This is a genomic window from Candidatus Solirubrobacter pratensis (assembly GCF_000425945.1).
Lineage (GTDB): Bacteria > Actinomycetota > Thermoleophilia > Solirubrobacterales > Solirubrobacteraceae > Solirubrobacter > Solirubrobacter pratensis.
Window position 1 is genome coordinate 513109 of the sequence record NZ_AUEK01000008.1, and the last position, 23987, is coordinate 537095.

Annotated in this window: 24 protein-coding genes; 22 read left to right on the forward strand and 2 right to left on the reverse strand. The window is 71.3% G+C overall.

What is annotated here, in order from left to right; all coding sequences use genetic code 11:
* Window position 1: 1 nt before the first annotated feature.
* Window positions 2-415 carry a c-type cytochrome gene (locus tag H958_RS0113075; protein WP_156027958.1) on the reverse strand — a complete coding sequence of 138 codons (414 nt, stop codon included), beginning with the start codon at window positions 413-415 and terminating at the stop codon, window positions 2-4.
* A 24-nt stretch (window positions 416-439) separates the two neighbouring features.
* Here H958_RS0113075 and H958_RS0113080 point away from each other — a divergent pair, with 24 nt between their 5' ends.
* The 18 genes from H958_RS0113080 (at window position 440) to H958_RS0113165 (ending at window position 18851) form a co-directional block, all read left to right on the forward strand.
* Window positions 440-808 carry a cupredoxin domain-containing protein gene (locus H958_RS0113080; protein WP_028058998.1) on the forward strand — a complete coding sequence of 123 codons (369 nt, stop codon included), beginning with the start codon at window positions 440-442 and terminating at the stop codon, window positions 806-808.
* Window positions 808-1275, forward strand: coding sequence for a flavin reductase family protein (locus tag H958_RS0113085; protein ID WP_037410063.1), 468 nt, complete (start codon window positions 808-810; stop codon window positions 1273-1275). Before H958_RS0113080 ends, H958_RS0113085 begins: the two co-directional genes overlap by 1 nt.
* Before the next feature lie 75 nt (window positions 1276-1350).
* The gene (locus tag H958_RS0113090) at window positions 1351-1788 is read left to right on the forward strand and encodes a hypothetical protein (protein WP_028059000.1); all 438 of its coding nucleotides are present in this window, start codon (window positions 1351-1353) and stop codon (window positions 1786-1788) included.
* 56 nt (window positions 1789-1844) lie between these two features.
* On the forward strand, window positions 1845-2207 hold the full coding sequence (locus tag H958_RS0113095; protein ID WP_028059001.1) for an NADH-quinone oxidoreductase subunit A: 363 nt from the start codon (window positions 1845-1847) through the stop codon (window positions 2205-2207).
* Between the two features lie 65 nt (window positions 2208-2272).
* Window positions 2273-2845 (forward strand): NADH-quinone oxidoreductase subunit B, encoded by a 573-nt coding sequence (locus H958_RS36975; protein ID WP_196807339.1) that lies wholly within the window; start codon window positions 2273-2275, stop codon window positions 2843-2845.
* Complete coding sequence (locus H958_RS0113105) at window positions 2838-3335, forward strand: NADH-quinone oxidoreductase subunit C (protein WP_051324187.1); 498 nt, start codon at window positions 2838-2840, stop codon at window positions 3333-3335. The genes H958_RS36975 and H958_RS0113105 overlap by 8 nt, the downstream gene beginning before the upstream one ends.
* A complete protein-coding gene (gene nuoD, locus H958_RS0113110; RefSeq protein WP_231379240.1) occupies window positions 3332-4594 on the forward strand; it encodes an NADH dehydrogenase (quinone) subunit D in 1263 nt (420 codons plus the stop codon). Before H958_RS0113105 ends, nuoD begins: the two co-directional genes overlap by 4 nt.
* Complete coding sequence (locus H958_RS36980) at window positions 4591-5220, forward strand: NADH-quinone oxidoreductase subunit NuoE family protein (protein ID WP_051324188.1); 630 nt, start codon at window positions 4591-4593, stop codon at window positions 5218-5220. Before nuoD ends, H958_RS36980 begins: the two co-directional genes overlap by 4 nt.
* Window positions 5202-6587 (forward strand): NADH-quinone oxidoreductase subunit NuoF, encoded by a 1386-nt coding sequence (nuoF, locus tag H958_RS36985; protein WP_231379241.1) that lies wholly within the window; start codon window positions 5202-5204, stop codon window positions 6585-6587. The genes H958_RS36980 and nuoF overlap by 19 nt, the downstream gene beginning before the upstream one ends.
* Window positions 6587-9184 (forward strand): NADH-quinone oxidoreductase subunit NuoG, encoded by a 2598-nt coding sequence (gene nuoG / locus H958_RS36990; protein WP_081685833.1) that lies wholly within the window; start codon window positions 6587-6589, stop codon window positions 9182-9184. Before nuoF ends, nuoG begins: the two co-directional genes overlap by 1 nt.
* A gap of 47 nt (window positions 9185-9231) precedes the next feature.
* Complete coding sequence (gene nuoH / locus H958_RS0113130; RefSeq protein ID WP_037410072.1) at window positions 9232-10215, forward strand: NADH-quinone oxidoreductase subunit NuoH; 984 nt, start codon at window positions 9232-9234, stop codon at window positions 10213-10215.
* A gap of 67 nt (window positions 10216-10282) precedes the next feature.
* Entirely contained in the window at window positions 10283-10813 is a 531-nt protein-coding gene (nuoI, locus tag H958_RS36995) for an NADH-quinone oxidoreductase subunit NuoI (RefSeq protein WP_028059005.1), read from the forward strand.
* Window positions 10814-10827: 14 nt separating this feature from the next.
* Window positions 10828-11448, forward strand: a complete 621-nt coding sequence (locus H958_RS37000) for an NADH-quinone oxidoreductase subunit J family protein (protein ID WP_051324189.1) — start codon at window positions 10828-10830, stop codon at window positions 11446-11448.
* Complete coding sequence (gene nuoK / locus H958_RS0113145) at window positions 11445-11744, forward strand: NADH-quinone oxidoreductase subunit NuoK (RefSeq protein ID WP_028059006.1); 300 nt, start codon at window positions 11445-11447, stop codon at window positions 11742-11744. Before H958_RS37000 ends, nuoK begins: the two co-directional genes overlap by 4 nt.
* Window positions 11741-13747 carry an NADH-quinone oxidoreductase subunit L gene (nuoL, locus tag H958_RS0113150; RefSeq protein WP_028059007.1) on the forward strand — a complete coding sequence of 669 codons (2007 nt, stop codon included), beginning with the start codon at window positions 11741-11743 and terminating at the stop codon, window positions 13745-13747. Before nuoK ends, nuoL begins: the two co-directional genes overlap by 4 nt.
* Window positions 13744-15222 carry a complex I subunit 4 family protein gene (locus tag H958_RS37005; RefSeq protein WP_037410079.1) on the forward strand — a complete coding sequence of 493 codons (1479 nt, stop codon included), beginning with the start codon at window positions 13744-13746 and terminating at the stop codon, window positions 15220-15222. The genes nuoL and H958_RS37005 overlap by 4 nt, the downstream gene beginning before the upstream one ends.
* Window positions 15219-16772: an NADH-quinone oxidoreductase subunit N gene (locus tag H958_RS37010; RefSeq protein WP_051324190.1), complete on the forward strand. Its 1554-nt coding sequence runs from the start codon at window positions 15219-15221 to the stop codon at window positions 16770-16772. The genes H958_RS37005 and H958_RS37010 overlap by 4 nt, the downstream gene beginning before the upstream one ends.
* A 930-nt stretch (window positions 16773-17702) precedes the next feature.
* Window positions 17703-18851, forward strand: coding sequence for a hypothetical protein (locus tag H958_RS0113165; protein WP_028059008.1), 1149 nt, complete (start codon window positions 17703-17705; stop codon window positions 18849-18851).
* Here H958_RS0113165 and H958_RS0113170 read toward each other — a convergent pair.
* The gene (locus H958_RS0113170; RefSeq protein WP_051324191.1) at window positions 18839-19279 is read right to left on the reverse strand and encodes a VOC family protein; all 441 of its coding nucleotides are present in this window, start codon (window positions 19277-19279) and stop codon (window positions 18839-18841) included. The genes H958_RS0113165 and H958_RS0113170 overlap by 13 nt on opposite strands.
* A 21-nt stretch (window positions 19280-19300) precedes the next feature.
* Between H958_RS0113170 and H958_RS0113175 the strand changes: the two genes are divergently transcribed.
* The 4 genes from H958_RS0113175 to H958_RS0113190 all read left to right on the forward strand — a co-directional run bounded on the left by H958_RS0113175 (window position 19301) and on the right by H958_RS0113190 (window position 23984).
* The gene (locus H958_RS0113175; protein ID WP_028059010.1) at window positions 19301-20890 is read left to right on the forward strand and encodes an FAD-dependent thymidylate synthase; all 1590 of its coding nucleotides are present in this window, start codon (window positions 19301-19303) and stop codon (window positions 20888-20890) included.
* Between the two features lie 91 nt (window positions 20891-20981).
* On the forward strand, window positions 20982-21341 hold the full coding sequence (locus H958_RS0113180) for a YciI family protein (protein WP_028059011.1): 360 nt from the start codon (window positions 20982-20984) through the stop codon (window positions 21339-21341).
* Window positions 21338-22567, forward strand: coding sequence for an RNA polymerase sigma factor (locus tag H958_RS0113185; RefSeq protein WP_028059012.1), 1230 nt, complete (start codon window positions 21338-21340; stop codon window positions 22565-22567). The genes H958_RS0113180 and H958_RS0113185 overlap by 4 nt, the downstream gene beginning before the upstream one ends.
* Window positions 22568-22586: 19 nt before the next feature.
* Complete coding sequence (locus H958_RS0113190; protein ID WP_028059013.1) at window positions 22587-23984, forward strand: MFS transporter; 1398 nt, start codon at window positions 22587-22589, stop codon at window positions 23982-23984.
* The last annotated feature ends 3 nt before the right edge of the window (window positions 23985-23987 follow it).

Sequence of the window (23987 nt, forward strand, 5' to 3'; positions counted from 1 at the left end):
GCTACCCCGCAGGGCAGTCCGGGATCTTCACGGCCGTCGCCCCGGTGGGCGCCGGCTTGGAGTTCTCGGACACGTACTTGGCGACCTCCTCGGCCTCCCGGCCGGTGAGGATGTTCTGGGGCATCGGGCCGCTGGAGAAACCGCCGTTGCGGATCGCGAACAGGACGCAGTTCACCGTCTCGGTGCGCTGGTTGAAGTTCGGTCCGTCCTTGTACTCGCGCGTCCGCACGTCGGTCGCGGATCCCTGCGTCCCGGCCTGCTTGAGGGTGTGGCACCCGGAGCAGTGCTGGACGAAGATGTCGGCCGCCGCACGTTCCTTCGGCGGGCTGGAGATGCCCTCTTCTCCGCATCCCGCAAGCGCGGTCGCGGACAGGCTGAAGGCGGCGATGAGCAGCAGACGACGGGCTCTCGGCATCGGGTGCGACAGCATAGGGGACCGATGCGCGCCCTGACCCGCACACTGCCGCTCGCTCTCACGGCCCTGCTCGCCGCCGCCGGCTGCGGCGGTTCCGCGACCACGCGCGAACCCGCGTCCTTCAAGGTCACGCTCGACGACTACCTGATCCGGCCGCAGAAGCTGCGCGTCCCCAAGGGCGAGCCGCTGACGGTGACCGTGCACAACATCGGCCGGCTGGGCCATACGTTCCGGATCCGCAGCGCCACCCACAACGTCATGAACCTCACGACGATCCCGCCCAACGGCACGAAGTCGCGCACGTTCAAGCTGGCCGCCGGCACGTACACGATGTACTGCGCGCTCTCCAACCACGAGGAGCTGGGCATGTCGGGCACGCTGGTGGTGGGGTGATGCGCACCGTCGCGCCCGAGCGCTTCCGCGCCGTGATGGGCCACTTCGCCACGGGCGTCACCGTCGTCACCGCCACCAGCGCCAACGGTCCCGTCGGCATGACCGCCAACGCGGTCTGCTCGCTCTCGCTGGACCCGCTGCTGCTGCTCGTCTGCTTCGACAACGGCGCGCGCACGCTCCCGGTCGTCGCCGAGGGCGAGCGCTTCGGCGTCAACGTGCTCGCCAAGGGGCAGGAGCCGCTCGCGCGCCTGTTCGCGTCCAAGGCGCCGGAGGACCAGAAGTTCGCCGAGGTCCCGCACAGCGTGCACGACGGCATCCCGGTGATCGAAGGCGTGCTCGCGTGGGTCGGCTGCACGCTGCAGGAGCTCATTCCCGGCGGCGATCACACGATCGGGATCGGCACCGTCACCGCGGCCGAGGCCGGGACCGGCGAGCCGCTGATCTGGTATCGCGGCGGCTACGGATGAGGGCGAAGCCTCGCCCTGCGGGCTCGTTTCGCTGGGAGCGTTCGCCCAGGGGGCGAAACTCCCGGAGGTCGATCGATGCGTGATCTTCACGCTGTCCTCGGCGCGATCACGATCGCGGTCAACGCACTTGCCGCCGTGATCGGACTGGTCGCGTGGAGGACGCAGCCCACCAGGCTCTTCGCCCCGTTCCTGCGGGCCGGCCAGGTCCTCGTGATGCTCGAGGCGATAATCGGGGCGGCGCTCCTGCTCGACGGCAAGGACCTCCCGCGGCTGCACCTGATCTACGGCCTGATGCCGATCGCGGTGAGCTTCGTCGCCGAGCAGCTGCGCCTGGCCTCCGCCGAGATCGTCCTGCAGCAGCGCGGCCTCGAGGACGCCAAGCAGGTCGCGACGCTGCCGGAGCCCGAGCAGCACGCGCTGGTCGCGAGCATCATCCGCCGGGAGACGGGCGTGATGGCCGCCTCGGCGGCGGTCGTGACGCTGCTGTGCCTGCGCGCTCAAGGATGGCTTTAGCGCGTGCGTTTCGGCACTAAGTGACACGCCCGCACAAGGTGCTACAAATCCCAGATGTGATCCGCGCGTATCTGCCGGCACTGGTCTTCGTCGGGCTGGGGGCGATCCTCGGCGCGGTCTTCGCCACGCTGAACAGCTTTCTCGGCCCCAAGCCGAAGCACGTCCGTGCCGCGACCGGCGAGCCCTATGAGAGCGGCCTCCCGTCCGAGGTCAAGAAGTCGATGCGCTTCGGCATCTCCTTCTACCTGGTGGCGATGCTCTTCATCCTGTTCGACATCGAGACCATCTTCCTGTTCCCGGTGGCGATCCAGCTGAAGGCCTTCGGAACGTTCGCGCTGGTCGAGATCATCGTGTTCATCGTCTTGCTGTTCGTGGCGTTCGTCTACGTGTGGCGAAGGGGAGCGCTCGAATGGAAGTAAGCCGCCAGCGGCTCGGCAACGGCAAGGACGGGGACTTCCGCGCCCGCCAGCTCCAAGCGCGCCAGATGCTCAAGGGCGAGCTCGACGGCCCCGAGCTCGATCAGTACGTCGAGGAGCGTGTCTGGACCACGACGCTCGACAAGGCCGCCAACTGGGCGCGCGCGAACGCCTTCATGCCCGCCACGTTCGGCCTCGCCTGCTGCGCGATCGAGATGATGGCCGCCGTCAACGCGCGCATGGACATCGCCCGCTTCGGCTTCGAGGCCTTCCGCGCCTCCCCGCGCCAGGCGGACCTGATCATCATCTCGGGCCGCATCTCGATCAAGATGGCTCCGGTCGTCCGGCGCATCTGGGACCAGATGCTCGAGCCCAAGTGGGCGATCGCGATGGGCGCCTGCTCCTCCTCGCAGGGCGTCTTCAACAACTACGCGATCGTGCCGGCGGACAAGTTCATGCCCGTCGACCTGCACGTCCCGGGCTGCCCGCCGCGCCCCGAGTCGCTGGTCTACGGGATCCTGAAGCTGCGCGCGATGGTCATGGCCAAGCCGGACGAGGGCTGGCGCACCCGCTACGGCGGCCGCGGCACCGAGGAGTTCGTCGACTCCGACCTGCAGATCGAGGGCACCGCGCGTGCCTGACGCGACCGGGCTCGAGCTGATCGCGCAGGAGCTGGGCGACCCCGTCATCGAGACGTCCTACTTCCGCGACAAGGCCGCACTGCTCGTCAAGCCGGAGTCGATCCGCGACGTGCTGGAGGCGCTGCGCGGCAAGGGCTTCCGGTTCATGGCGTCCGTCCACGGGGTCGACTACTTCCCCGAGGAGCCGCGTCTGGGCGTCCACTACGAGCTGCTGGACATGAAGGAGGTCGACCGGATCACGGTCAAGCTCCGCGTGCCGGTCGACGCGCCCAACGTCCCCTCGGTCACGCCGCAGTGGCCGACCGCGGACCACCAGGAGCGCGAGATCTACGACATGTTCGGCGTGGTCTTCGACGAGCATCCGGACCTGCGCCGGATCCTCATGCCGGAGGACTACGAGGGGCATCCGCAGCGCCGCGACTTCCCGATCGGCGGCGAGGCGGTCCTGTTCACCAACAACGAGCGCAGCCTCCCGGGGTGGTGGAAGTGAGCGACGTCACGCCGCGCCCGACCGCGGCGCCGGGCCTCTCCTACCGCGAGATGGAGTCCTCCATCGACCTCGCGCACGTCGAGCACCCGGAGCACGAGGAGCTGCTGACGCTCAACCTCGGCCCGCACCACCCGGCGACGCACGGCGTGCTGCGGCTGATAACGACGCTCGAGGGCGAGGTCGTGCGCGACATCAAGCCGGTGATCGGCTACGTGCACACCGGCATCGAGAAGACCTGCGAGGACAAGTCCTACTGGAAGGTCATCCCGGTCATCGAGCGGATGGACTACCTGGCCTACTACTTCAACGCGCACGCGTACTGCGGCGCGGTGGAGACGCTGATCGGCCTCGAGGTGCCCAAGCGCGCGCAGTACCTGCGCGTGATCCACTCCGAGCTCAACCGGATCGCCTCGCACCTGCTCTGGCTCGCCACCGGCGGCCTGGACCTCGGCGCGATGTCGGTCTTCTGGTACGGCTGGCGCGACCGCGACCTGATCCTGGACCTGTTCGAGATGTCCTCGGGCCAGCGCATGCACACGCGCTACTTCCAGATCGGCGGCGTGGCGGAGGACATCCCCTCCGGCTTCGAGCGCAAGACGCGCGCGTTCACCGCGATGTTCCCGAAGCGGCTCGATCAGTTCGAGGAGCTGATCGACAACAACCAGATCGTGCTCGAGCGCCTGCGCGGCGTCGCGGCGGTGGACGAGCAGACGATGCTCGACCTCGGCGTGACGGGCCCGCTGCTGCGCGCCACCGGCAACCCGTGGGACCTGCGCAAGGCGCAGCCGTACTCCTCCTACGAGGACTTCAGCTTCAAGATCCCGGTCGGGACGGTCGGCGACAACTACGACCGCTATCGGGTCCGGATGGCCGAGATGCGCGAGTCGGTGAAGATCATCGACCAGGCGCTCGACGGCCTGCCCGAGGGTCCCTACATCACGTCCGACCGCAAGTACGCGCTGCCGCCGCGGCACGAGCTGGCGACGTCGATGGAGGCGCTGATCCATCACTTCAAGCTCGTCACCGAGGGCTTCCGGGTTCCGCCGGGCGAGTTCTATTACCCGATCGAGTCCCCGCGCGGGGAGATGGGCGTGTACGTGCGCTCCGACGGCTCCTCCAAGCCGGCGCGCGTGCACATGCGCGACCCCTCGTTCGTGAACCTGCAGGCGTTCAAGCCGATGGTCCAGGACCTCTACATCGCCGACCTGATCGCCGCGCTGGCGATGCTCGACCCGATCCTCGGGGGGATCGACCGGTGAGCATCGATCCGCTCCAGGTCAAGCGCTACGCGCACGGCTCGCGCGTCCCGGGCTGGGACGAGTCCAACGACCTGTCCAAGGACCCGTCGGTCGTCCCCGATGCCGCGACGACGCCCGTGCCCGCGCACGTGCGCACGGCGATCGAGGCGCAGATGGCGAAGTACCCGGACATCCGCTCGGCCGCCATCCCGGCGCTGAAGGTGGTCCAGGGCGAGCACGGCTGGTGCTCGCCGACGGCGATCGAGCAGGCCGCCTGCGTCATGCGCCTCACGCCCGCGTATCTGACCGCGGTCGCGACCTTCTACGACATGTTCGAGCTCGCGCCCAAGCCCGAGCACGACGTCTACGTCTGCACGAACATCTCGTGCTCGCTGCTCGGCGCCGACGACATCTACGCGACGATGAAGGCGGTCGCCGGCGTCAAGGTCAACGTGCGCGCCTTCGAGTGCCTCGGCGCGTGCGACATCGCCCCGATGGCGTCCGTCAACGGGCAGTACGTGGGGCCGCTGACCGCCGAGGACTGCACGACGATCGTCGAGGACCTCGAGGCCGGGCGCGAGGTCCTCCCCGACAAGCAGCTCCGCCGCCGCAAGGCGGCATCGATTCATTGGCAGGAGAACTCGTGATCGACGGCATCGACACCGTTCTGTTCAAGGACATCGACGAGCCCGGGCTCAACACGATCGACGTCTACCGGCGCCGCGGCGGCTACGAGATGCTGCGCAAGGCGCTGCAGATGGAGCCCGCGGCGGTACTCGAGGAGATGCTCGCGTCCAACGTGCGCGGCCGCGGCGGCGCCGGCTTCGCGATGGGCCGCAAGATGTCGTTCATCCCGAAGGGCACGATGGACAAGTACCTCGTGTGCAACGCGGACGAGTCCGAGCCCGGCACCTTCAAGGACCGCGAGCTGATGCAGAAGAACCCGCATCAGCTGATCGAGGGCATCATCATCGGCGCCTACTGCATCGGCGCCAACAAGTCCTTCATCTTCATCCGCGGCGAGTACGAGCACCAGGCCGACATCCTCGACGCCGCCCTCGGCGAGGCGCGCGCGGCCGGCTTCATCGGCGAGAACATCCTCGGCTCCGACCACACGATCGACCTCGTGGTCCACCGCGGCGCCGGCGCGTACATCTGCGGCGAGGAGACGGCGCTGCTCGACTCGCTGGAGGGCAAGCGCGGCAACCCGCGCCTGAAGCCGCCGTTCCCGGCCGTCCAGGGCCTCTACCAGGGCCCGACGCTGGTCAACAACGTCGAGACGCTGATGAACGTGCCGTACATCCTGCGCGTCGGCGGCGAGCAGTTCGCCAAGGTCGGGACGGAGACCTCGACCGGCACGAAGCTGATCTCGATCTCGGGGCAGATCAAGCGCCCGGGCAACTACGAGATCATCCTCGGCACCAAGGTCCGCGACATCCTCTTCGACGTCGCCGGCGGCCCGCTCGACGGCCGCACGTTCAAGGCGTTCTTCCCCGGCGGCTCGAGCGCCCCGGTGCTGCCGCTCACGGACGACGTGCTGGACCTCAGCTACGACTTCGACACGCTCGCGAAGGCCGGCTCGATGCTCGGCTCCGGCGCGATCATCGTGTTCGACGACTCGACCTCGATCGTCGACGTCGCGTACAAGACGGCGCACTTCTACCGCCACGAGTCCTGCGGCAAGTGCTCGCCCTGCCGCGAGGGGACCAACTGGACCGAGAAGATGCTCAAGCGCATCAAGGACGGCGAGGCGACCCCGATGGACCTCGACATCATCGCCGGCGTCTGCGAGCAGATCATGGGCAACTGCCTGTGCGTGCTGGGCGACGCGATGGCGATGCCGGTCGGCTCGATGATCAAGCACTTCCGCGCCGAGTTCGAGGAGTACATGGAGACCGCGCGCGAGCGCGCCGGCCTCGGCCCGGCGGTCCCGCAGGTCAACCGCGGGCGGCAGGCCGGGCCCAAGCCGATGCTCGCCCCCGCCGGTGTCGACCCCGTGCCGGTGTCGTACTGATGCCCCGTCCCGAGATCAAGCAGATCACGTTCTCGATCGACGGGCGCGAGGTCACCGCGCCCGAGGGCGTGATGCTCGTCGACGGGGCCAAGTACGGCGACGTCGAGATCCCCGTCTTCTGCTACGAGCCCAAGCTCGGCCAGCCGGTCGGCGCCTGCCGCATGTGCCTGGTCGAGATCGAGGGCATCCCGAAGCTCCAGACCGCGTGCTCCACGCCCGTCCGCGACGGCATGGTCGTGCACACGCAGACCGAGCGGGTGCACCAGGCGCAGCGCGCGGTGGTCGAGTTCCTGCTCGTCAACCACCCGCTCGACTGCCCCGTCTGCGACAAGGGCGGCGAGTGCCCGCTGCAGGACATCACCTACGGCTGGGGCCCGGGAACGTCGCGCTTCATCGAGCCCAAGCGCCACTTCAAGAAGCCGCTCGAGCTGTCGCCGCTGGTCGCGATCGACCGCGAGCGCTGCATCCTCTGCTACCGCTGCGTGCGCTTCTCGCAGGAGGTCTCCGAGGACTACCAGCTGATCCTGCTCGAGCGCGGCGCGAGCTCGTTCGTCGGCACGTTCGACGGGCACCCGTACGTCGCCCCGTTCTCCGGCAACATCATCGAGCTGTGCCCGGTCGGCGCGCTCACCTCGCGCGCGTACCGCTTCCGCGCTCGGCCGTGGGACATCGAGGGCGCCGGCACGGTCTGCGCCGGCTGCGCCGCGCAGTGCAACGTCGAGCTCACGGTCCGCGACGAGCGCGTGATGCGCGTGCTCGCCCGCGATCACGAAGGCGTCGACGACGGCTGGCTGTGCGACAAGGGCCGCTTCAGCTACCAGGCCGCCAACGTCGACGAGCGCATCACGCAGCCGCTCGTGCGCGAGGGCAGCGAGCTGTTCCCGGCGAGCTGGGACAAGGCGCTCGCCGCCGCGTCCGGCGCGCTCAAGAAGGCCGGCGACCGCGCCGCGGCGCTCGCCGACGGCACGAGCACCAACGAGGAGGCCTTCCTGCTGCAGGAGCTCCTGCGCGGCCACCTCGGGTCCAACCACCTCAGCTCGCGCATCTACGGCGAGCAGCCGCTCGACGTCCAGCGCGCGCTGGCCGATCCGAAGCTGCAGGCGACGGTCCCGGACCTCGAGTTCGCCCACACCGTCCTGCTCGTCGACTGCGACCCGATCGACGACGCGCCCGTCTGGGACCTGCGCATCCGCAAGGGCATCCGCCGCCACGGCATGAAGCTGGCCGTGGCGAGCGCGCGCCCGACGGCGCTCGACTCGAGCGCGTCGGCGACGCTGCGCTTCGCGCCCGGTGCGGGCGAGGCGTTCCTGGTCGCGCTCGACGCGGCGCTCTCGGGCGACGGGGGCAACCTCGGCGGCGCCGCGAGCGCCGCCGGCACGAACGCGACGGCCATCCGCGAGTTCGTCGACGCGCTGCGCGCGCGCGGCGAGGAGATCGTGATCGTCTACGGCGAGCGGGCGCTGCGCGGCCAGGCCGGCCGCGCGCTGCTCAACGTCGCCTCGCGCCTGAACCTCGGCGGGATCGCCGGCGCCGGCCTGCTGGAGCTTCCCGCGACGCCGAACGGCCGCGGCGTGCGCGAGGCGGGCTTCGCGCCCGGCCACGGCCCGGGCTACAGCACCCTCGCCGCGCCCGGCCTCGACGCGCAGGGGATCGCCCAGGCGCTCGCCGACGGCGAGCTGCACACGATCTGGCTGCACAACGCCGATCCGCTGCGCACGCACCCGAACCGCCGCCTCTGGGATCGCGCGCTGCACACCGCGCAGACGGTGATCGCCGTCGACTCGGTGATGACCGACTCGATCCGCGAGCACGCGGACGTCGTCTTCCCCGCCGAGGCCTACCCGGAGAAGGAGGGCACGCTCGTGCACCCCGACGGGCGGGTCCAGCGGCTGCGCCCGGCGACCGCTCGCCCGCGCGCCGTCGCGAGCCTGCCGGGCACCGGCGTGCGCCCGCTGTGGCAGGTCATCTCCGACATCTCGGCCGCGCTCGGCCATGACGAGGGCGTCCACATCAGCGGCGCGCAGGCGTCGGTGAAGCTGTTCGCCACGGTGCCGTTCTTCGAGGGCCTGACGCTCGACGAGATCGGCGGCCGCGGCGTGCGCTGGCCCGAGCGCCACGACTTCGTCTCGCCCGCGTGGGAGCCCGCCAAGCTGGAGATCCCGCCGGCCGCTCCGCCCGCGCAGGACGGCGCGCTGCGCCTCGGCACGTGGCGCCCGCTGTGGGCCAACAAGGACGTCGACGTGTCGCCGATCCTGCACTTCGCCCGCGCGCGCCAGATCGCCGAGCTCTCGCCGGCCGACGCCGAGGCGCTCGGCGTCCGCGAGGGCGACCGCGTCGCGGTTCGCGAGAACGGCTCGAGCGTCGAGGCCGGCGTGAAGCTGCGCAGCGCGATCCCGTCGGGCACCGTCTTCCTCGCCGAGGCGACGAAGGACGATCCGGTCAACGTGCTCACCGGCGCGCTGGTCACGATCGAGCGCGTCGCGGGCGCGAGCTGGGAGCCCTCCGCGGTGCCGCAGCAGCTGACCCCCGCCGCCGAGGGCCTGTCCGAGATGCCGCCGTCCGCGCCGCTGCCGATCCCGCCGCGGGAGCTCACGTGAACCTCCATCCCGTAATCGCCGAGGTCGGCTATTTCGAGCCGTGGTGGATGCAGCTCGCCAAGGCGCTGATCATCTTCTTCGTCGTCTTCAACCTGGTGCCGATCGCGCTGGTCGCCGACCGCAAGGTGCTCGGGCGCTTCCAGCACCGCTACGGACCCAACCGCGTGGGCCCGTTCGGCGCGCTGCAGCCGATCGCCGACATCGGCAAGCTCGTCTTCAAGGAGCAGTTCCGTCCCGCGACGTCGACCGGCTGGCTGTTCGCGGTCGCGCCGGCGATCTCGATGCTGACCGCCGCGGCGACGATCGCGATCATCCCGTTCAGCGACACGGTCGACATCTTCGGGACCAAGACCGGCCTCTACGGGCTGGACCCGTCGATCGGCATCCTGTACGCGTTCGCCTTCGGCGGCATCGCGTTCTACGGCCTGATGCTCGGCGGCTGGTCCTCGGCGTCGAAGTACTCGTTCCTCGGCTCGATGCGCGCCGCCGCGCAGCTGATCTCCTACGAGGTCGCGCAGGGGCTCTCGCTGATGGGCGTGATCATGATGGTCGGCTCGCTGTCGCTGGTGGACATCGTCCAGTGGCAGGCGTCCCACATCGCGTTCTTCATCCCGCAGTTCTTCGGCTTCATCATCTTCATGGTCGCCGGCTTCGCCGAGACCAACCGCGCGCCGTTCGATCTCGCCGAGGCCGACGCCGAGTTGGTCGGCGGCTACAACACGGAGTACGGCGGCGGGCGCTTCGCGGCGTTCTTCGCGGCGGAGTACCTCAACGTCGTCGTCGTCTCGGGACTGATCGTCACGATCTTCTTCGGCGGGTGGAACCTGCCGTGGCTGAGCCCGCCGACCTGGGTCGACCCGATCATCGTGATCGTGAAGATGCTGGGCTTCGTGTTCTTCTTCATCTGGGTCCGCGCGACGCTCCCGCGCCTGCGCTACGACCAGCTGATGTCCCTCGGGTGGAAGATCCTGCTGCCGCTGGCCACCCTCAATGCCCTTGTGACCGCGATCCTCGTGGTGGTGTTTTCCTAGTGCGTCCTCGCCAGGCATCCACCTGCATCTCGCCCGTGCACGCACGGGCACATCGGAGGAACCACTGATGCCGTACGACCCTGGTGACGTCGTCGAGGTGGTCCGGGGCCCGCGCCAAGGCGCGGCCGCCGGGACCTACCGTGCCTTCGCGGCGACGATGAAGGGCCTGAAGATGACCTTCGGCCGCCTCGTGGAGGGGCCGATGGTCAACTCCTACCCCGAGGAGAAGACGCCGGTCTACCCGCGCTTCCGCGGGCGCCACAAGCTGCACCGCTTCGAGGACACGGGCCTCGAGAAGTGCGTCGGCTGCTCGCTGTGCGCGGCGGCCTGCCCCGCCGACTGCATCCGCGTCGTCGCGGCCGAGAACACGCCCGACAACCGCGTCAGCGCCGGCGAGCGCTACGCGGCCGTGTACGAGATCAACCTGTCGCGCTGCATCTTCTGCGGCTACTGCGAGATCGCGTGTCCCTTCGACGCGATCACCATGGGCCACGACTATGAGATGGCGGACTACAACCGGTCCGACCTGATCTTCACCAAGGAGATGCTGCTCGCCGAGCCGTTGGAGCGCACTCCGTTGCGCTCCGCGGACGAGTAGCCTGGCGCGGCGGAATGGCAGAGGTCTTCTTCTTCCTGGCCGCGATCGGGGCCATCGCCGGGGCCGTCGGAACGGTCGCCCTGCGCAACCCGTTCCATTCGGTCCTCGCGCTCGTGTGCCACCTGATCTCGCTCGCGGCGCTGTTCCTGCTGCTGCGGGCCGAGTTCGTGGCGGCGGCGCAGGTGATCGTCTACGCCGGCGCGGTCATGGTGCTCTACGTCTTCGTCGTCGCCTACGTGGGCGGGATGGAGCCGACGCTCGCCGGCGGGACCGGCCGCGGCCTGAAGCTCTTCTCGGGCTTCTTCGCGCTCGCGCTGTTCGTCGAGCTGGCGATCGCGCTGATCGGCACCGGCCTCGCGGGCCTGGACGGCGAAGGCGCCCCGTATCACACGCCGTTCGGCGAGCCGGCCGAGGTCGGGCGCCTGTTCCTGACCACGTACCTGGTCGCCTTCGAGCTCGCCTCGCTGCTGCTGCTGATCGCCGCCGTCGGCGCGGTCATCCTCGCGCGCCGGCGCGCCGGCCTGGCCGATCCGCGCCAGATCTCGGTGACCGACCTGCTGCGCTCGGGCGAGCTCACGGCCGGCGAGTCGGGCGGGGAGACGATGCTCGAGGCCGGAGGTCCCGCGAACCGATGAGCATCACCTGGTACCTGATGGTCTCCGCGCTGATCTTCTGCATCGGCGTCACCGGCGTCCTCACGCGCCGCAACCCGCTGGTGATCCTCCTCTGCCTCGAGCTCATGCTCAACGCCGCCAACCTCGCGCTGGTCGCCTTCGCGCGCAACCACGGCGACATGGGCGGGCAGATCTTCGCGCTGATCGTCATGGTCGTCGCGGCCTGCGAGGTCGCCATCGGCCTCGGTCTCGTCGTCGCGCTCTTCCGGCGCCGGCTGCCGATCGACGTCGATGAGCTGCGGGAGCTTCAGGGATGACCGTCACGACATACGGCTGGCTCGTGCTCGCGTTCCCGCTTGCGGGATCGCTGCTGATCGGCCTCACCTTCAAGGCGCTGCCGCAGCGGCTGCACGGTGTGATCGGGGTCCTCGCGATCCTGCTCGCCTTCCTCAGCGCGGTCGCGATGTTCTTCAAGCTGCAGGACCTCGGCGAGGAGCACCGCCAGGTCGTCTCCGTCGGCTGGGACTACGCCAAGACCGTCGGGGTCGACGCGCAGCTGTCGATCCTCGTCGACCCGCTGTCGACGCTGATGTGCCTCGTGGTCGCGGGCGTCTCGACGCTGATCCATCTCTACTCCTTCGCCTACATGGGCGGCGACCGCGGCTACTCGCGCTTCTTCGCCTACCTGAACTTCTTCGTCTTCAGCATGCTGCTGCTGGTCCTGGCGGCGAACTTCTTCCTGCTGATCGTCGGCTGGGCCTTCGTCGGCGCCGCCTCCTACTTCCTGATCAGCTTCTGGTACCGCCGCACGACCGCGACGAGGGCCGGCATCAAGGCGTTCGTCATCAACGTGCTCGGCGACGTCGGGCTCGTGCTCGGCACCTACTTCATCTTCCGCGGCACGCACACGCTGGACTTCCTGACGACCTTCCACGAGGTCGACCGGGCCTTCACCGTCAACGAGCCCAGCCTCGTGGCGGGCTGCATCCTGCTGCTGGTCGGCGCGTTCGCCAAGTCCGCCCAGGTCCCGCTGCACACCTGGCTCCCGGACGCCATGGAGGGCCCGACGCCCGTGTCCGCGCTGATCCACGCGGCGACGATGGTGACCGCCGGCGTCTACCTGATCGCGCGCCTGCACCCGCTGTTCGAGCGGGCGCCGGACGCCGCCGCCGTCGGCGCGATCATCGGCTGCATCACGCTGCTGGTGGCCGCCACGATCGGCCTGGTCGTGACCGACCTCAAGCGGGTCATCGCCTACTCGACGATGTCCCAGATCGGCTACATGATCATGGGCGTCTCGTCGGCCGCCTACGCCGCCGGCATGTTCCACCTGATGACGCACGCCTTCTTCAAGGCGCTGCTCTTCATGGCGGCCGGCTCGGTGATCTCCGCGATGGGCGGCATCCAGGACCTCGACCGGATGTCGGGCTTCCGCAAGGCGATGCCGTTCACGTTCGCGTGCATGGTCATCGGCGGCCTCGCGCTGTCGGGCATCCCGCCGTTCTCGGGCTTCTTCTCCAAGGACGAGATCATCTCGCTCGAGTTCGACCGCGGCGGCTGGCACACGATCCTCGGCGTGGCCGGCTACCTCGGCGCGTTCATGACCGCGATCTACACGTTCCGGATGATCTTCCGGGCGTTCTTCGGCGAGCCTTCGCCGGAGGCGCAGGAGCTCGAGCACGGCCACCTCTACCACGCGCCCGAGCCGACCAACCCGGCGACCGGCGAGGTCGAGGACACCGACGTCGGCTTCCCCGGGCCGGAGCACCACATCGCCGAGCGCGAGGGCTCGATGAAGGTCGCGATGGGCTCGCTCGCGGTGCTCGCGATCATCGGCGGCTTCCTCCAGATCCCGGGCGTCACGAACTCGCTGCACACGTTCCTCGAGCCGACGTTCGCCGACTCGCGCTTCTACGCCGACCTCGAGCCGAGCGCCGGCACGCAGTGGGTCGGCCTGATCGTCGGCGCCGCGATCGGCCTCGCCGGCATCGCGATCGCCTGGCGCCTGTGGGGCGACGGCCGCCGGCCGGAGCTCGCGACGCGCTTCGGCGCGCTGCACCGCTTCCTCGTCAACAAGTGGTACTTCGACGAGGTCATCGACTTCCTCGTGGTCCGGCCCGTCGCGTGGTTCGGGCGCTTCGCCCAAGGAGCGATCGAGCGCGGGATCGTCGACGGCGTGCTGGTCGGCGGCGCGAGCGGGACGATCCGCGCGCTGTCGGCGGCCGTCCGCGGCGTTCAGACCGGCTATCTGCGCTACTACGCCGCCCTCCTGCTGGTCGGCCTGACCGCCCTGGGTGCCTACTTCCTCGTGTCCGCATGACCGTCCATCTGACCATCCTCGTCTTCTGGCCGCTGCTGTTCGGCGTGCTGAGCGCGTTCGCCCCCCGCGGCGCGGTCGGCTTCACGCTGCTCGTCGGCACGCTGATCCCGCTGGCCTACGCGGTCATGCTGGTGGCCGACTTCGACACCGGCGTCGCCGGCCTGCAGCACGTCACCGACGACAAGTGGATCCCTGAGCTGGGCATCCGCTACAAGCTCGGCATCGACGGGCTGAACCTCTGGCTCGTGCTCCTGACCGCCACGGTGGCCTTCGCCGTCGCGCTGTGGCTGATGGTGCGCCCGCCGGAGCGTCCCGGCCTGTTCGCCTTCCACTTCGGGCTCGGCGAGACCGCCGTGCTCGGCGCCTTCGTCGCGCAGGACCTGGCGCTGTTCGTCCTGTTCTTCGACCTGATGCTCGTGCCGTTCTACTTCCTGGTCGGGCAGTGGGGCGGGCCGAACCGCGTCCCGGCGGCCGTGAAGATGGTCATCTACACGCTCGTCGGCTCGCTCCTGATGCTCGCCGGCGCGGTCGCGACGGCCGTGCTGGCGCAGGACCAGTCGGGCGGGTCGCTGACGTTCGTGCTCTCGGACCTGCAGAAGATCCCGCTGCCCGAGGGCACGCAGAAGTGGATCTTCATCACGTTCGCGCTCGCGTTCCTGATCAAGATGCCGGCGTTCCCGTTCCACGGCTGGATGCCCGACGCCTACGGGACGATGCCGCTGCCGGCGCTCGCGTTCTTCTCCGGCGTGGTCTCGAAGGTCGCGGCCTACGGCTTCCTGCGCCTCGTCCTCCCGCTGTTCCCGGAGGCGGCGCACGACTTCCAGATCGTGATCCTGCTGGTCGCCCTGGTCTCGATCCTCTACGGCTCGGTGATGGCGTTCACGGAGACGCGGGCGCGGCTGATCCTCGGCTACTCGTCCGTGGCGCAGCTCGGCTTCATCACGCTCGGGATCTTCGCGCTGGACTCCGCCGGCCAGGGCGCGCAGGGCGCGCTGTTGCAGGCCGTCAACCACGGCCTGGTCGTGGCGCCGCTGTTCTTCGTGGTGGCGCTCCTGGCCGAGCGCGCCGGCGGCTCGGGCGACATCCGCGACTACGGCGGGATCGCGTTCCGCGCCCCGGTGCTCGCGTCGCTGTTCCTCGTCGCCGTGCTCGCCACGCTCGCCATGCCCGGATCGGCGAACTTCGCCGGCGAGTTCCTGATCCTGCTCGGCATCTTCAACTCCAAGCTCGCGATCGCGCTCATCGCCTCGACCGGTGTGGTGCTGGCGTCGGTCTACGCGCTGCGGATGTACATCCGCTCGATGCACAACCGCGTCGGGCCGAAGGTCACGTCGTTCGACATCACATTGCGCGACGCGCTGGTGCTCGTGCCGCTCGTGGTCGCGATCGTGGCGTTCGCCCTCTACCCGCAGCTCGCGCTGAACGCCGGCGAGGGCGCGGTCAAGTCGACGGTCCAGGCGGTGACGCAGCGATGAAGGGTCCGCATATCGATTGGGAGGCGCTGTCTCCCCTGATCGCGCTGACGGCGGGCGCGTGCCTGGTGCTGCTGCTCGGCCTCGCCCGCTCGCGCTTCGTGCGCCGCGGGCTCGTGCCGGGGCTGACGATCGTGACGCTCGGCGTGACCGCCGGCCTCGCCGTCTGGCAGTGGGACGCCAACACCGCGATCGTCGAGCGGGCGCTCGCGATCGACAACGTCACGCTGGCGCTGACCTTCGTCTTCCTCGCCGCGGGCATCGGCGCCGTGCTGCTGTCGTGGCGCTCGACCGCGACGGCGGAGGCGGGCGAGGGCGAGTACTTCGCGCTGCTGCTCACCTCGATCCTCGGCATGGTCGTGCTCGTCGCGGCCAATGACCTGGTCGTGCTCTTCCTCGGGTTCGAGCTGCTCTCGATCCCGCTGTACGTGCTGTGCGCGACGCACATGCGGCGCGAGCACTCGCTGGAGTCGGGCCTGAAGTACCTGATCATCGGCTCGGTCGGCTCGGCGACGCTGCTGTACGGGCTGGCGCTGATCTACGGCGCCTCGGGAGGGACGTCGTTCGACGCGATCGCCAAGGCCGCGCCCGGCATGTCCGGCGACGTGCTGTTCCTGACGGGCACGGCGCTGATCGTCGCGGGGCTCGCGTTCAAGGCGTCGGTCGCGCCGTTCCACCAGTGGACGCCCGACGTCTACGAGGGCGCGCCGACGCCGGTCACCGGCTTCATGGCCGTCGCCACCAAGGCGGCCGCGTTCGGCGTCCTGCTGCGGCTGTTCGACGTGGCGCTGATCGAGGCGTCCTCGACGTGGGCGCCGGCGTTCGCGACGCTCGCCGTGGTCACGATCGTGGTCGGGAACGTCGGCGCGATCGGGCAGTCGTCGCTGAAGCGGATGCTCGCCTACTCGTCCGTCGCGCAGGCGGGCTACATGCTCGCCGGCGTCGTCGTGACGACGCAGCTCGGCGTGAGGGCGACGATCTTCTACCTGATGGTCTACATGCTGATGAACGTCGCGGCCTTCGCGGTCATCACGGCGCGCGAGCGCGAGACGGGCCTGGGCGACGACATCTCATCGCTCTACGGGCTCGGCGACTCGCGCCCGTGGCTGGCGTGGCCGATGACGATCTCGATGCTCGCGCTGGCCGGCTTCCCGGCGACGGCGGGCTTCTTCGGCAAGATCTACCTGATCGACGCGGCCGTGAACAACGGCTACGCCTGGCTTGGAATCGTGATCGTGCTCGGCTCCGCGGTCTCGCTGGCGTACTACCTCCGGGTCGTCGCCGCGGTCTGGATGCGTCCCGCCGTCGTGCCGGCCGCGGCTGCGCTCGCGGGCGGCGGGACCCGTCCCGCGATCGCGGGCGGCTCGGTCGAGGCCGACGAGGCGTCGCGCGCGGCGGGCCTGGAGCCGGGGCACGCGCGGCGGCTGGTCCAGCCCGAGGTCGCGTTCGTCGCGCTGATCTGCGCGGCGGCGACGATCTTCTTCGGCGTCTACCCCGGGCCGCTGTTCGACATCGCGAAGGACGCGGGCGCGGCCTTCACCTCGCTGCTGTAGGCCGTAGGCCGCATCGCCCGCGTCACGGACCGCGGGGGGTGTCCGCGGGGTCGCCGCGCCGGCGCGGGGCCTGCGCCGGCCGCCGGCGAGTCTCCGCGCCGCGCCGCCGGGGGGTCGCCGTGCCGCGCCGCCGCGGGGTCTCCGCGCCGCCGCCGCGGTCTCCGCGCCGCCGCCCGGGTTTCCGCGCCGCCGCCCCCCGCGGGACCGCGCCGTCGCACGGGTCTCCGCGCGGCCGCCCGGGTTTCCGCGCCGCCCCCGCGGGACCGCGCCGTCGCGCCGGTCTCCGCGCCCGGGCGCGGTCTTCGCGCCGCCGCCCGGTTCTCTGCGCCGCGCCGCCGCGGCTTCTCCGCACCGCGCCGCCGCCTGGGTGTCCGCGCCGTCCCCCGGTCTCCGCGCCGCCCCCGCGGGAGCGCGCCGCCGCCCGGGTCTCCGCGCGCCGCCGCCCGGTTCTCTGCGCCGCGCCGCCGCGGGGTCTCCGCGCCGCCGCCCCGGTCTCCGTGCCCAGCCGCGGTCTCCGCGCCGCCGCCCGCGGGATCGCGCCGCCGCCCCGGTCTCCGCGCCGCCGCCGTGCGAGATCGGCGAACTGCGCTGGTAAGGGCTTGGGTCAGCTTGCCTGCCCCGTTCGCGAGGCCGGGTGATCGTTTGGAGCGGCGCGCCCAGGGGGTGCCTCACGAAACTTCGAATAGTTCGAAGGTTTGTGAGGCACCCCCGGACCTCGTGCGCGCCGGTGATCGTTCGTGTGCGATCGCGCCCGAGGACTGATCGCTCTTGACCGGGAGCCCCGCACGCGGGATGGAACCGCATCCCCTCACCCGCGCAGTTCGCCGATCCCGCCGAGCGCGCCGATGCTCGGGCCACGATCCCGGGGCTCGATCGCGTCTGCGCGCCAGCTTCGGGGCGAGTTCCGCGCGCGCGAGTCCTATCGGGGTCGTGCGCCCATCGCCCACCGCCGGCCAGGCCTGCCTGGAGTACGTCGCCGTCATCTCCCTCGTGACGGCCGTGCTTGTCCTCGCAGCACCGGCGGTGGGCGCCCCCGCGCTCGCCGGGGGCATCGCGCGCGCGGTGCGGCTCGGCGTCTGCATCGTCGCGAGCGACTACTGCCGCGCGGGTGACGCCGCGGCGGAGCGCGTGCTCCCGTGCACGCTGGGCAGCCGTGTCTCAGGCCGTGAGAGCGAGGTCTCGCTGCTCAACTTCCGGCTCGGCGAGAACAACCAGTGGAACGTCTCCGTGGCGTCCGACGGCTCGGTCTCGATCGTCCACACCGAAGCCGGGAGCGCGGCGCTCGTCGCCGGCGTCGGGATCGAGGCGGGCTACGAGCTCGACGCCGGCGCCGAGGCGTCGGCGGGCCTGCGCGTGCAGACCATGAGCGGCTGGCGCTTCGGCGATCGCGCCGCGGCCAAGCGCTTCATCGCCGGATTGCCGGCGAGCGCTCGGGACCCGGACTGGCAGTCCGGCGCGCTCGGCGGGCAGGCGGGCGCCGGCGCGGGCGTGAAGGGGGGCGGGTTCGACCTGGCCTCGCTCGGCGCGGCCGCGAAGCTTGCGAGCGGCGTTCGCGCCGGCCCCGGCGACACGCTGACGCTGTTCGGCGAGGTCGCGCTCTCCCATCCCGAGCTCAGGGCGCTCGGGTCGCAGGTCGCCGGCCTCGGCGCCGGGCGGATGGTGCTCGAGTACACGTTCGTGGGCGGCACGGCGACGCAGCTCGCGCTTCGCACGGTGGTCCCGGGCGACGGGGGCAACCGGGTGACAGAGACGCTTCGGCGGCTGGACCTGCGCATGCCGGGCAACCGCTTCGTCGCCCAGCCGCTGCTCGGCGCGGGCATGTTCCGGCCGCCGACGCCGGGTTACGTCCGCGACCTGCGCCGCGTGCTCGACTGGATCGACACCGAGGGCACGATCGAGCGCGCCACGTACGCCGTCGACGACACCTCCAAGCAGCTCGGCCTCACGCTCAAGTTCGGCGAGGAGCTGGGGTTCGCGCACACGGCGGTGCGCGTCGGGCAGCGGCTGATCGACGCGACCGCCAAGGTGCCGGGCTCGAAGGAGCGGTCGCGGTTCGACTGCCTGGATCAGCTGCGGTGACGCAGGTGGTTCGCCACGTCCCACGTCCACAGCTCGACGACGTTGCCATCGGGGTCGTCGGCGTACACCGCGCGCGAGGTCTCGTAGGTCGCGAAGGCGTGCTCCCCCGTCACGAGTCCGCGCTCGCGCAGGCGCGCGACGGCGGCATCGTAGTCGGCCTCGGCGATGTGCATCGCGTAGTGGACGTGGATCCCGCCGCGGCCTCGGGCGAGGCCGACCTGCGGGCGCCAGAGCCCGATTCGCGTGCGGTCGCCGGCCATCACCCAGATCGCCTCGCGGTCGGGCCAGCGCTCGACGACGGGCAGGCCGAGCGCGCCGGCGTAGAACTCCTCGGCCGCCTCGAGGTCGACCACCTCGAGGACGAGCTCGCTGACGCCGGTCACCGGGATGCCACCGCCGGCGGCCGGTACCTCTTTGCCGTCGGTCATGAGAGGTAGTGTGGCCTGTCCGTGATCTACCCGTCGGACACCTTCACCGCCGCCGAGCGCGAGCGGCTCGCACCGCATTTCTCAGACCTGGATGGGCCCGTCTTCGCGCTCGTCAACCTGCCGGAGACCGTCAAGGGCGCGCTCTTCGCCCGCTACTCGCGCTACCCGGGGACGCTGCGGCGGCTGTTCCTCGACGAGTTCGCCGACTCGCTCCCGGCGGGTGCCGCGAGCCTCGCGCACGGCGAGGAAGGTGCCCGCGCCGCCAAGCTGTACGAGACGATCTTCGTGGGCTATGGGGACGACTCGGTCGCCCAGCTGGGCGGCGCGCACATCGCGTGCGAGTGGGTCTCCAACGTGCTGACCAAGGTGCTGCAGCGGCCGCGGCTCGCAGCGTACCTGGAGCAGTCGACGCGATACATCGACTACTCGTCATCGATGCCCGGCGGCGGCTACCGCTACTACCGCGACGCCTCGCTCGGCCCCGAGTACGAGGCGGCGATGGACTCGCTGTTCGCCGCCTACGCGCAGGCGCTCCCGCGCGTGACGGCGTGGGTCGAGGAGACGTTCCCGGCCGGCGCGGGCGAGTCGGAGGCGGCGCGCCGGCGCGCGGTCAAGGCCAAGTCGCTGGATCTCCTGCGCGGCCTGCTCCCCGCCGCATCGCTCTCGCACATGGGCATCTACGCCTCCGGCCAGGCCTACGAGCAGCTGATCCTGCACCTGCTCGCGCACCCGCTGCCGGAGGCGCGGGCGTACGGCGCGATGGTGCTGGACGCCGTCAAGGCGGTGATGCCGAGCTTCGTCTCGCGCGTCGAGCGCGCGGGCCGCGGCGACGTCTGGATGGGCTACCTGGCCGAGCGGCGCGAGGCCGAGCGGCGCTGGGTCGCGCGGCTGGGGCTCGACCGCGACCACGAGGCCGAGCAGCGTCCGTCGGTCCGGCTGGTGCACGCCGACGGCGACGAGACGCGGCTGCTCGCCGCCCTCGTGTTCGAGGCCACCGGGGTGCCGGAGGAGCGCGCGCTGGCCACGGTGGCGGCGCTGCCGGCCGAGGAGCGCGAGCGGATGCTCGCCGAGCTGGTCGGCGAGCGCACCAACCGGCGCCATCGTCCGGGCCGCGGCTTCGAGGCGCTGCGCTACCGCTTCGAGATCGTGTCCGACTACGGCGCGTTCCGCGACCTCCAGCGCCACCGCATGCTGACCGTGCAGTGGCAGGCGCTCACGCCCGATCTCGGCGCCGACGTCCCGGAGGAGGTCGTCGCCGCCGGCTGCGGGGACCTCTACGCCTCCGCCCTGGAGCGCTCGCGCGGCGAGTACGAGCGCCTGTGGGAGGCCGGACTGACCGAGGCGGCGCCGTATGCGCTGTGCCTCGGCTACCGCATCCGCTACGTGCTCGACCTCGACGCCCGCGAGGCGATGCACCTGATCGAGCTGCGCTCCGCCCGCGAAGGCCACGCGGGCTACCGCGCCGTCGCACAGGCGATGCACGCGCTGATCGCCGAGCGCGACCCGGCCGTCGCGGGCGCGATGAAGCACGTCGACCTCTCGACCGAGACGCGCCTCGAGCGCCTCCTCGCCGAGATCCGCGGGGAGTCGCGGCTGGCGCGGACGAGCTGACATAGAGTGGCGGCGCGCCACATCGGTGGCGACGTGTCGAACCGGCCCGGGGCGTAGCGTCGGGTCTACGAACCGACCATCGGAGGCTCGTATGCCCAGGTACTCACTGCTCATCTACACGCCCGTCGGCGGCCCGCCCGCCGGTGTCGACCTCGCGGAGCGCGGGCGGCGCTTCCTCGCCTTCACCGAGGAGCTCAAGCGCGACGGCGTCTATCTCGGCGGCGACCGCCTGCACGACGCCGACTCCGCCACGACGGTGCGCATCCGCGAGGGCGAGACGCAGCTGACCGACGGCCCGTTCGCCGAGACGAAGGAGTTCCTCGCGGGCTTCTACCTGCTCGACTGCCCGGACCTCGACAAGGCGCTCGCCTACGCCGCGCGGATCCCGAACGCCGACTTCGCGTCGATCGAGGTCCGCCCGATCATGGAGCAGCAGCCCGCCCCGGCGTGACCGCCGGCGACGCCGTCGAGCGCGTCTTCCGCGAGGAGCGCGGCTCCGTCCTGGCGACGCTGATCCGCCAGGTCGGCGACTTCCAGCTCGCGGAGGACGCGCTGCAGGACGCGTTCGCGGCGGCCGTCGCGACGTGGCCGCGCGACGGCGTGCCCGCGAGCCCGGGCGCATGGATCACGACGACCGCGCGGCGCCGCGCGATCGACCGGCTGCGGCGCAACCGGTCGATCGCCGACCGCGCGCTGCGGCTCGCGGAGCTGAGCCGGCTCGAGCAGGGCGACGAGCCCGCCGAGGAGAGCGCCGTGGCCGACGACCGCCTGCGCCTGATGTTCACGTGCTGCCACCCGTCGCTGGCGATGCCGGCGCGGGTGGCGCTCACGCTGCGCGCCCTCGGCGGCCTCACGACGGCCGAGATCGCCCGCGCGTTCCTCACCAGCGAGCCGGCGATGGCGCAGCGCATCGTGCGCGCCAAGCGCAAGATCGCCGACGCGCACATCCCCTACCGCGTCCCGCCCGACGACGTGCTGGTCGACCGCCTCGACGGCGTCCTGTCGGTCATCTACCTGATCTTCAACGAGGGCTACGACGCCGCGCACGGCGACCGGCTCGTGCGCGGAGAGCTGTGCGGCGAGGCGATCCGGCTCGGCCGCCTGCTGGCGCGGCTGATGCCCGACGACGCCGAGGTCCACGGGCTGCTCGCGCTGATGCTGCTGCACGACGCCCGCCGCGCCGCGCGGGTCGACGCCGCGGGCCGCTACGTCGCGCTGGACGAGCAGGATCGCTCGCTCTGGGATCGCGGCCGCATCCGCGAGGGCGAGATGGCGCTGGAGCGGGCGATGGCGCTGCGCCGCCCCGGCGCCTACCAGGTGCAGGCCGCGATCGCCGCGCTGCACGTCTCCGAGGAGCCCGACTGGGCGGAGATCGCCGACCTCTATGCGGCGCTCGCGCACTACCGGCCGTCGCCGGTGGTCGAGCTCAACCGCGCGGTCGCGGTCGGGTTCGCGCGCGGCCCGCGCGCCGGCCTCGGCACGCTCGCCCCGCTGCTCGGCGATCCGGCGCTGGCCTGCTACGTGCCGCTGCACGCCGCGCACGCGGATCTGCTGCGCCGCGCCGGCGAGCGGGAGGCCGCGGCGGACGCCTACTCGCGCGCGATCGAGCTGAGCGAGAACGCCGTCCAGCGGGCGGAGCTCGAGCGCCGGCGCGCCAGGATTGTCGATCCGCCGTAGGCACCGGCGACGTACGGGCATGACCCCGCACCGCCAGACCTGGACGCTGATCATCACCGGACTCGGCGTCTTCATGACCGCGCTGGACACGCTCGTCGTGACCACCGCGCTGCCCGCCCTGCGCGCCGATCTCGGCGCCAGCCTGTCCGACCTGGAGTGGACGGTGAACGCCTACAACCTCGCGTTCGCGTGCTTCTTGCTCAGCGGCGCCGCGCTCGGCGACCGCTTCGGACGCAAGCGGACCTTCGCCTTCGGGCTCGCCGGCTTCACGCTCGCCTCGGCGGCCGCCGCGCTGTCGCCGAGCGTCGGCGCGCTGATCGCCGCCCGCGCCGTCCAAGGCGCCGCGGCCGCCGTCGTCATGCCGCTCACGCTGACGCTCCTCAGCGAAGCCTTCCCGGTGCACAAGCGCGGCGCCGCGATCGGCCTGTGGGGCGGCATCACCGGTCTCGCCGTCGCGGCGGGGCCGGTCGTCGGCGGCGCCGTCGTCGACGGCGTCGGCTGGCATTGGATCTTCTGGATCAACGTCCCGGTCGGCCTCGCGCTGATCCCGCTCGCGCTCGCCAAGCTGACCGAGAGCTTCGGGCCGCGGCCGCAGCTCGACGTGCCCGGACTCGCGCTGGCCGGCACCGGCCTGCTCGCGATCGCGTGGGGACTCGTGCGCGCGAACGCGGCCGGATGGGGCAGCGCCGAGGTCCTGGGATGCCTCGCCGCAGGGCTCGCGATCCTCGCCGGCTTCGTCGCCTGGGAGCGGCGCACGCCGACGCCGATGCTGCCGCTCTCCCTCTTCCGCGACCGCACGTTCGCCAGCGCCAACGCGGTCGGCTTCTTCCTCGCCGCCGCGCTGTTCGGCGCGCTGTTCCTGATGTCGCAGTTCTTCCAGACGGCGCTCGGGCACTCGCCGCTCGAGACCGGCGTGCGCCTGCTGCCCTGGACCGCGACGCCGATGCTCGTCGCGCCGCTGGCGGGAGCGCTCGCCGACCGCTACGGCAACCGCCTCTTCATGGCGCTCGGCCTCGCCCTGCAGGCGGCCGGCCTCGCCTGGGTCGCCGCGATCGCTGGGCCGGACGTGGGCTACGCGGAGCTGGGCGTCGCGCTGACCGTCGCGGGCATCGGCACCTCGATGACGTTCCCGACCGTCTCGAACGCGGTCATGGGCTCGGTCCCGCCGGGCGAGGCGGGCGTCGCGTCGGGGACCAACAGCGCGATGCGCGAGCTCGGCGGCGTCTTCGGCGTCGCCGTCCTCGCCGCCGTCTTCGCGCACAAGGGCTCGTACGGCACGCCGCAGGAGTTCGCCGACGGCTTCACCGCCGCGCTGTGGTTCGGCGTCGGCCTCTCGGTGCTCGGGGTGCTCGCCGCGCTGATCGGCCCGCGGCGCCGGACGCTCGTCGCCGCGAAGCCCGCGCTCGCCGCAGACTGATCG

Bases quoted from the DNA above. Each gene is read 5' to 3' on its own strand.
- H958_RS0113075 (WP_156027958.1), bottom strand. From the start codon at position 415: ATGCCGAGAGCCCGTCGTCTGCTGCTCATCGCCGCCTTCAGCCTGTCC.
- H958_RS0113080 (WP_028058998.1), top strand. From the start codon at position 440: ATGCGCGCCCTGACCCGCACACTGCCGCTCGCTCTCACGGCCCTGCTC.
- H958_RS0113085 (WP_037410063.1), top strand. From the start codon at position 808: ATGCGCACCGTCGCGCCCGAGCGCTTCCGCGCCGTGATGGGCCACTTC.
- H958_RS0113090 (WP_028059000.1), top strand. From the start codon at position 1,351: ATGCGTGATCTTCACGCTGTCCTCGGCGCGATCACGATCGCGGTCAAC.
- H958_RS36975 (WP_196807339.1), top strand. From the start codon at position 2,273: ATGCTCAAGGGCGAGCTCGACGGCCCCGAGCTCGATCAGTACGTCGAG.
- nuoG (WP_081685833.1), top strand. From the start codon at position 6,587: ATGCCCCGTCCCGAGATCAAGCAGATCACGTTCTCGATCGACGGGCGC.
- nuoH (WP_037410072.1), top strand. From the start codon at position 9,232: ATGCAGCTCGCCAAGGCGCTGATCATCTTCTTCGTCGTCTTCAACCTG.
- nuoI (WP_028059005.1), top strand. From the start codon at position 10,283: ATGCCGTACGACCCTGGTGACGTCGTCGAGGTGGTCCGGGGCCCGCGC.
- H958_RS37000 (WP_051324189.1), top strand. From the start codon at position 10,828: ATGGCAGAGGTCTTCTTCTTCCTGGCCGCGATCGGGGCCATCGCCGGG.
- nuoK (WP_028059006.1), top strand. From the start codon at position 11,445: ATGAGCATCACCTGGTACCTGATGGTCTCCGCGCTGATCTTCTGCATC.
- nuoL (WP_028059007.1), top strand. From the start codon at position 11,741: ATGACCGTCACGACATACGGCTGGCTCGTGCTCGCGTTCCCGCTTGCG.
- H958_RS37005 (WP_037410079.1), top strand. From the start codon at position 13,744: ATGACCGTCCATCTGACCATCCTCGTCTTCTGGCCGCTGCTGTTCGGC.
- H958_RS37010 (WP_051324190.1), top strand. From the start codon at position 15,219: ATGAAGGGTCCGCATATCGATTGGGAGGCGCTGTCTCCCCTGATCGCG.
- H958_RS0113170 (WP_051324191.1), bottom strand. From the start codon at position 19,279: ATGACCGACGGCAAAGAGGTACCGGCCGCCGGCGGTGGCATCCCGGTG.
- H958_RS0113180 (WP_028059011.1), top strand. From the start codon at position 20,982: ATGCCCAGGTACTCACTGCTCATCTACACGCCCGTCGGCGGCCCGCCC.
- H958_RS0113190 (WP_028059013.1), top strand. From the start codon at position 22,587: ATGACCCCGCACCGCCAGACCTGGACGCTGATCATCACCGGACTCGGC.